The sequence below is a fragment of the Devosia sp. Root436 genome (genome assembly GCF_001426345.1).
In the GTDB taxonomy this organism is placed as follows: domain Bacteria; phylum Pseudomonadota; class Alphaproteobacteria; order Rhizobiales; family Devosiaceae; genus Devosia.
On the sequence record NZ_LMEM01000012.1, the window covers coordinates 202,501 to 210,137 of the forward strand.

General features: G+C 64.7%; 4 protein-coding genes. 1 reads left to right on the forward strand and 3 read right to left on the reverse strand.

From position 1 onward, the window contains the following. The first annotated feature begins 886 nt into the window (after nucleotides 1-886). A complete protein-coding gene (locus ASD04_RS13965; protein WP_162245138.1) occupies nucleotides 887-2,860 on the forward strand; it encodes a M23 family metallopeptidase in 1,974 nt (657 codons plus the stop codon). Between the two features lie 42 nt (nucleotides 2,861-2,902). Here ASD04_RS13965 and ASD04_RS13970 read toward each other — a convergent pair whose 3' ends face one another. From ASD04_RS13970 to clpB, 3 genes are all read right to left on the reverse strand, one after another. Beyond that, on the reverse strand, nucleotides 2,903-4,372 hold the full coding sequence (locus tag ASD04_RS13970) for an MFS transporter (protein ID WP_056258069.1): 1,470 nt from the start codon (nucleotides 4,370-4,372) through the stop codon (nucleotides 2,903-2,905). 30 nt (nucleotides 4,373-4,402) lie between these two features. Then, complete coding sequence (locus ASD04_RS19470; RefSeq protein WP_056258072.1) at nucleotides 4,403-4,741, reverse strand: VOC family protein; 339 nt, start codon at nucleotides 4,739-4,741, stop codon at nucleotides 4,403-4,405. Between the two features lie 136 nt (nucleotides 4,742-4,877). Then, on the reverse strand, nucleotides 4,878-7,493 hold the full coding sequence (gene clpB / locus ASD04_RS13980; RefSeq protein ID WP_056258075.1) for an ATP-dependent chaperone ClpB: 2,616 nt from the start codon (nucleotides 7,491-7,493) through the stop codon (nucleotides 4,878-4,880). Between the last annotated feature and the right edge of the window lie 144 nt (nucleotides 7,494-7,637).

Below are 7,637 nucleotides of genomic sequence, written 5' to 3' on the forward strand. Positions count from 1 at the left end.
GAATTCGCTAATTTCTTAGTGATTTCAGTGGCTTGCTGCTCGTTCGGGCCGTTGCCGGCGCCGCGGTCTGCAGCGATGAGCCGGGTTATAGGGGCGACCCTTTTGGCTGTAAACCCCCCAAAGCGACAAAACCGTCATTTTCTGATTTTGGCGTTTTTGACCATGTGGAAAACTCGACTGAGTCACCAGTGATTTCGGGGCTTTGCTGCCGCTGCAGTCAATATAGGATTTTTCTCAATCTTTTCAATGCCCGGCCGGATCAACGGCCGCATCCGGTGGAAGGGCCTCCACCATGCTCCCCTCCCCGCCGCGCGTTGCCCCTGGATTTGCCCCGGAAGCTCTTCACGTGCCGAGCATCCGGCAAGGATCAGGTCTCTCGGGTCGAGTCCGAGGGTGACGATCCAGCCTGGAGCCGGCTTTGTATCGCCCGTAAGGACTTATCTATCTTGTCCGTCCCCCAAAAACCTCCCGCCCCCCGATGTCATCCCGGCGCAGGCCGGGATCCATCTCGATATCGTGCCGCAGCCGCAAGGTGGATCATTCTGCTACCGAACACCCCCACCTCAGGATGGATCCCGGCCTGCGCCGGGATGACACGGTGAATGGGGCGGCAGCGAGCGCCGGGAACTCATCCCCAAAACCTCCTTCATACTCCCCATCTTCACGTCAGGCATGTTCGCACAGTTGGGCATGCCGACCACGCGACAACCGCAGCACAGGCGGCGCTTGCGCATGGCCTCACACTTCAGCCCGCAGTTTCGCCGCATTTTTTTTGGATCAGCGCTGTTGATTGATATAGACTCCGCGCGCACACGCGGTCAGCTGCATGCGCAACCGGCGCAAGACCGGGACGGGGGCCTGCCGTGACACATCAAAGGATGGGGCGTTGAACGCAGCGCAAAGAAACCGCCATGCCGCGTTGCTCAAGGCCACCGGCTTCGAGGACAGCCCGGCGCTGACGGTGCAGTCGACCGATGGCGAAATCCCCCATGGGCGCGAGCTGAGCTTTGCCTGGCTGACCGGCACCGTGATGACGGGCCTGACCAGCGTGCTGCTCATGGGCGCGGCTCTCTATGTCTCCTTCCAGGGCCAGGACACGTTCTCCACCGCCTATGAGGCGCTGCAGATCGCCCGCCCGAAATCGGAAGCTCTGGCCCCCACCGATCTTTCGGCCAAATCCTCCCGCGTGCGGCCGGTCACCGCCACCCGCTCCGATCTCGAAATCATCGAGGCCTCGATCCGCGAGACGGTCGATGGCCGCGACATGATCCGCAACCAGCCCTTCACGCGCATCCGCGCCACGCTGGCGACGGCGCCGACCTCATTGTCGGAGGGGGTGCCCGACTATGATCCGGTGGCCATTCTCAACGCCACCCAGCCCATCGCGGCCACGGACACTGTCGATATCAATACCGACGTCTATGGTGCCGAAGTGGAAGGGGAAGTGGCAGTGCGCCTGGCGGCCATGCCGATGACCTTCGTGCCGCCCCGCGCCATTTCCGACCAGTCGGCCGCCGAATATGTCCGCAGTGTCGTCGAGGCGACCTTCTTCAGCGACGACGATGTCCCCCCGACCCTGGCCTATGCCGCGCTCGCCCCGTCGGTGCACGATCTCGGCCTGCTGTCGGGAACCGGTGCGCTGGGCGGCGTTGCCGAGAATGTCACGATCGTTCCCCAGACCACCCAGCCCGCCGACGCGGCCCTCGGCCGCTCCGAACGCTTCCTCACCCTGCGCGAGGCGGCATCGCTCGACGATGTGCTGGGCAAGAACGGCTTTACCGCCAACCAGGTCGCACTGGTTGCCGATGCGCTGCGCAACGTGCTCAGCAGCACGGACCTCGCCGCCCGCACCAGGCTGCGCATTCTCTATGGGCCGCTCAGCCACGAAGCGACCAGCCTCGTCCCCTACCGGATGAGCCTTTATACGCCGCGCAACGATGGCAGCTATGAATACCGGGCCACCGTGGCCCTGACCGATACGGGCCAGTATGTGCTCGGCATCGAGCCGGACTTCGTGGAATTTCCCGACGAAGACACCGAGGAAGTCAATGTCGCCAACCTGCCCAGCGTCTATCGCTCCATCTGGGAGACAGGTCGCAAGCACGATCTCGACGACGCCACTATCGAGCGCATCATCGGCATGTTCGCCTATGACGTGGACATGACCAAGAAGATCGCCGCCGGCGATTCCATCGAAATTCTCGAAACCGTGCCGGATGCCGAAGGCCGGACCGAACTGCTGTATGTCGGCCTGACCCTGGGCAACACCACCCGCCAGCTCTATCGCTTCGGCACCGATGACGGCGTGATCGATTTCTACGATCCAGACGGCGAAACCGGTAAACGCTTCCTGTCGCGCCGGCCGCTCGAAGGCGGCGGCACGCTGCGCTCGCGCTTCGGCTACCGCATCCACCCCATATTCCACACGCGCAAGCTGCATACCGGCGTCGATCTCGCCGCCCCTTCGGGCACCCCGATCTATGCCGCCGGCGATGGCGTCATCGAATATTACAAGTGGCAGTCCGGCTACGGCAACAAGGTGGAAATCAAACACGTCAACGGGTACGAGACGGCCTATGGCCACATGTCGCGCTATGTCGACGGGCTGGGCGTGGGCAGCACCGTGCGCCAGGGCCAGATCATCGGCTATGTCGGCACCACCGGCCAGTCGACCGGCCCGCACCTGCATTTCGAGATCAAGATCAACGGCAACCTGGTCGACCCGCTGAGCGTCAAGCTGCCCAAGGACAATGTCCTGCCCCAGCAATATGAGGCCCGGTTCGCCCAGACCATGGCGCAGATCAACGACCTGATGGCGCGCGACCCTGCCCCGGTGACCGTGGCCGACGCCAATCACTAGAGCGGTTTTGCGGTTCGCAAACGCGGTAAACCAGGACTGGTCCTAGAGCTTGCGTTCCAGCGTCAGCCAGGCGACAAGCGCTGAAACGACGCTGAGCGCGGCCGTGATATAGGCGACCGCTGCGAAGGCCGCATCGGTTGCCGCCAGCCGGAGAGTGTCTTCCTCGGGGCTCAACCCATCGGTGACCACGCCGAAAAAGATCGGCAGTTCCGCTGCCGCGTCCAGATTTTGCTCGAAGACCGACGCGACCACCGCGCCCAGCAGCGCCACAGCCACCAGCCCCGCCACCCGCGCCACCGCATTGTTGACGCCCGAGGCGACGCCGGTATCGCTATCGCTCACCGCGGTCATCACTGCCGTCGATAGCGGCGACACCACCAGCCCCATGCCCAGCCCCAGCAGCACGATCGATGGCAGCACGGCCAGCCAGACCGCATGCAGCGGCGCGGTCAGACCAAGCGCCGCAAAGGCGGCAGCCACCAGCAGCGAGCCCGCGGCAATCAGCGGCCCCGGCCCATAGCGGTCGGCCCATTTGCCGCTCAACGAGGAAAGCAATGTCAGGCTGATCCCCAGGGGCAGCAGCACCAGCGACACGGTCGCCGGTGCTTCGCCCCAGCCCGCGATCATGGTCATGGGCAGGAAGAACATGGTGCCGCCAAGGGCGAAATACAGCGCGAAGGTCAGCGCGTTGGCGCCGGAGAAGCCGATATTGGCAAAGAGCCGCAAGGGCAGCATCGGGTGCGCACTGCGCCCCTCCCAGACAATGAAGCCGGCCGCCAGCACCAGCCCCGCCCCGCACCAGATGATGGTGTGGGAGAGCGGCGGCACGCTTTCGCTGCCATCGCCGGTGAGCCCATAGGCGATCAACATGAGCGCCAGCGTCGCCAGCACCGCCCCCACCCCATCGAGCCGCCGCCCGGCCTCGGGGCGATCGGGCGCCACGCAGAACCACAGCAAGGCCAGGGCCAGAAGGCCCAGCGGCAGGTTGATGGCGAAGACCAGCCGCCAGCTCCAGTCCCCCAAGGCCGTCAGCACGAAGCCGCCGATGACAGGGCCGGCAATGGTGGTGAGCGAGGAGGCCGCCGCCCAGATGCCGATGGCCTGGCCGCGTTCCTCGCGCGGATAGGCCTTGGCGATGATGGCGAGGCTGCCCGGCACCATGAACGCCGCCCCGGTCCCCTGCACCGCCCGCGCGATCACCAGCACCAGTGGCGACGGCGCCAGCGCGCAGACCAAGGAGGCGATGACGAATACCGCGATGCCCAGCCCGAACATGTTGCGCAGCCCGAACCGGTCTCCCGCCGCCCCGCCCAGCAGGATCAGCGCGGACAGGAACAGCAGATAGCCATTGCTGATCCATTGCGCGTCGGCCAGCGTCGCGCCCAGATCGGCGCGGATGGCCGGAATGGCGATTGAAATCACCGACCCGTCGATAAAGCCCATGCTCGATGCGAGAATGGCCGCCACCAGCACGAAACGACGGCTCTGCGGGGAAGCGATATCGTGGGTCATGGCGGCGTCCGGGCTCAGGCCCTGCCCAGCCTATTCGCTCGCCACATAGACCGCCATCTCGTTTCCGCCCGGCTCGCGGAAATGAAAGCGCCGCCCTCCGGGGAAGTCATATTGCGGCCGGGTAATGGTTCCGCCCGCGGCGGTCACCCGGCGCTCGGCGCCGTCGAGGTCATCGGTTCGCACCACGGCCATGGTCGCCGCCACCCGGTCTTCGCCCTGGTCGATGCCGCCATCGATCCCGGCGCCTTCCAGGCCGTCATAGCCGGGCCCATAGCTGGTAATGCCCCAGCCGAACGCCGCCTGGAAAAAGGCGCTGGTCACCGCTCGATTGCTGGAGGGAAACTCCACATAGTCGATCTTGTCGGTCATTCGGATCGCTCCTTGTTCTCTTTTTGTTCTAATCGATCCCCAAGCACACCGCAAGTCACTAACAGCTCGCAGTCCCGGTCGTTGCAGCAAAAAGGGCCGGTCGCTGTGACCGGCCCTTACACTATATCCGCCCCGTTCAGGCTGCGGCGTCGGCCTCTGCCTTACCGCCCGGCAGCAGCACGATGCCGTCGTCATTGGCATCGACCACCACATTGGAACCATCGCTGACCCTGCCGCCGAGAATCTCGTCAGCCAGCCCGTCCTGCACTGTCCGCTGGATCACCCGCTTGAGCGGGCGGGCGCCATAGGCCGGATCGTAGCCCTCGTTGGCCAGCCACTCACGGGCCCGCGGCGTCAGCTCGAGGCTGATGTCGCGATCCTTCAGCAGCTGCTTCAGCCGCCCGAACTGGATATCGACGATGGAGCCCATATGCTCGCGGCCCAGCCGGTGGAACAGCAGGATTTCGTCGACCCGGTTGAGGAATTCCGGCCGGAACGCCGCCTTGACCATGTCGAGCACCTTGCCGCGCACCAGCTCGACCGAATCCCCGTCCTTGAGCTCGACGAGATATTCGGCGCCGAGGTTGGAGGTGAGGATGATCACCGTATTGCGGAAATCGACCGTGCGCCCCTGCCCGTCCGTCAGCCGCCCGTCATCGAGCACCTGGAGCAGAACGTTGAACACGTCGGGATGCGCCTTCTCGATCTCGTCGAACAGCACGACCTGATAGGGCCGGCGCCGCACCGCTTCGGTCAGCACGCCGCCTTCGTCATAGCCGACATAGCCCGGAGGGGCGCCGATCAGGCGGGCCACCGAATGCTTCTCCATGAACTCGCTCATGTCGAGCCGCACCATGGCGGTCTCGTCATCGAACAGGAACTGGGCGAGGCTCTTGGTCAGCTCGGTCTTGCCGACGCCGGTGGGGCCGAGGAACATGAACGAGCCGATGGGCCGGTTCGGATCCTGCAACCCGGCGCGCGACCGGCGCACCGCCTTGGCTACGGCGGCCACCGCTTCGGCCTGCCCGATGACGCGGGCGCCGATCGAGGTCTCCATATGCAGCAGCTTTTCGCGCTCGCCTTCCAGCATGCGATCCACCGGAATGCCGGTCCAGCGGCTCACCACCTGGGCGATGTCGCTCGAATCGACGGTCTCCTTGGCCATGACCGGATCGGGCTTGCCGTCACCGTTCGCATCGTCAGCCGTCTTGAGCCGCTTTTCGAGATCGGGGATGACGCCATAGGCCAGTTCGCCCGCTTTGGCCAGGTCACCCTGGCGCTGCGCGATTTCGAGCTGGCTGCGCGCCGCATCGAGCTCTTCCTTGATCCTGGTCGAGCCTTGCAGGCGTTCCTTTTCGGCCAGCCACTTGGCGCTGAGTTCCTGCGCCTGTTCTTCGAGATCGGCCAGTTCGGTTTCGAGCCGGCCCAGCCGCGTCTTGGAGCCGTCGTCATCTTCCTTGCGCAGGGCCTCGCGCTCGATCTTGAGCTGCATGATGCGGCGATCGAGTTCGTCGAGGGCTTCCGGCTTGGAATCGACAGCCATGCGCAGCCGCGCAGCCGCCTCGTCCATCAGGTCGATGGCCTTGTCGGGCAGAAAGCGGTCGGTGATGTAGCGGTTGGAAAGCGTTGCCGCGCTCACCAGCGCCGAATCCGAAATGCGGATGCCGTGATGCAGCTCGTACTTTTCCTTGAGCCCGCGCAGGATCGAGATCGTATCTTCCACGGTCGGCTCGTCCACGAAGACCGGCTGGAAGCGGCGGGCCAGAGCCGGGTCCTTCTCGACATGCTTGCGGTATTCGTCAAGCGTCGTGGCGCCGACGCAGTGGAGTTCACCACGCGCCAGGGCAGGCTTGAGCAGGTTGGACGCATCCATCGCGCCATCGGCCTTGCCGGCGCCGACCAGTGTGTGCATCTCGTCGATGAAGAGGATGATCTGGCCTTCGGCCGAGGTCACCTCTGACAGCACCGCCTTGAGCCGTTCCTCGAACTCGCCGCGATATTTCGCGCCGGCAATCAGCGCACCCATGTCGAGCGAGAGCAGGCTCTTGTTCTTGAGCGATTCCGGCACATCGCCATTGACGATGCGGATGGCCAGGCCCTCGGCGATGGCGGTCTTGCCGACGCCGGGCTCGCCGATGAGTACCGGGTTGTTCTTGGTGCGGCGACTCAGCACCTGGATGGTGCGGCGGATTTCCTCGTCGCGGCCGATCACCGGGTCGAGCTTGCCCTCGCGCACATCTTCGGTCAGGTCCCGGGCATATTTCTTGAGCGCGTCATAGCTGTTTTCGGCCGAGGCCGAGTCGGCCGTGCGGCCCTTGCGGATGGCTTCGATGGCGGCATTGAGCGTCTGCGGCGTCACGCCGGCCGAGCTCAGGATCTTGCCGGCATCACTGTCCTTTTCGACCACCAAAGCCAGCAGCAGGCGCTCGACGGTGACATAGGAATCACCGGCCTTTTGCGCAGCGCTTTCGGCAGTGTCGAACACCCGCGCCAGTTCGCGCCCGAGATAGAGCTGGCCGGCATCGCCGGACACGGTGGGAATTTTGGCAATCGCCGCCTCGACGGCAGCCCGCGCGGCCTTGGGATCGCCCCCGGCGCGCTCGATCAGGCCATTGGCCATGCCCTGGTCATCGTCGAGCAGGACTTTCAGCAGGTGGATGGGAGCGAACTGCTGATGCCCCTTGCCCAGCGCCATGGTCTGCGCACTCTGGATGAAACCGCGAGCCCGCTCGGTATATTTCTCGATATTCAAAGCAACTCTCCTTGTCTCGCCCGCTGCCCGGCCCCGAAGGCACCTGAACACGCGGCGGAAGCGTCGTCCGATGAAACGCCTGACACGCAGCACTGCTCCATCACGAGCAGTATATGGGGAGGGTTTTGCGGGGGAAAAGGGCTT

Coding starts and splice junctions, on each gene's coding strand:
- ASD04_RS13970 (WP_056258069.1), bottom strand. CDS start 4,372: ATGACCCACGATATCGCTTCCCCGCAGAGCCGTCGTTTCGTGCTGGTG.
- ASD04_RS19470 (WP_056258072.1), bottom strand. CDS start 4,741: ATGACCGACAAGATCGACTATGTGGAGTTTCCCTCCAGCAATCGAGCG.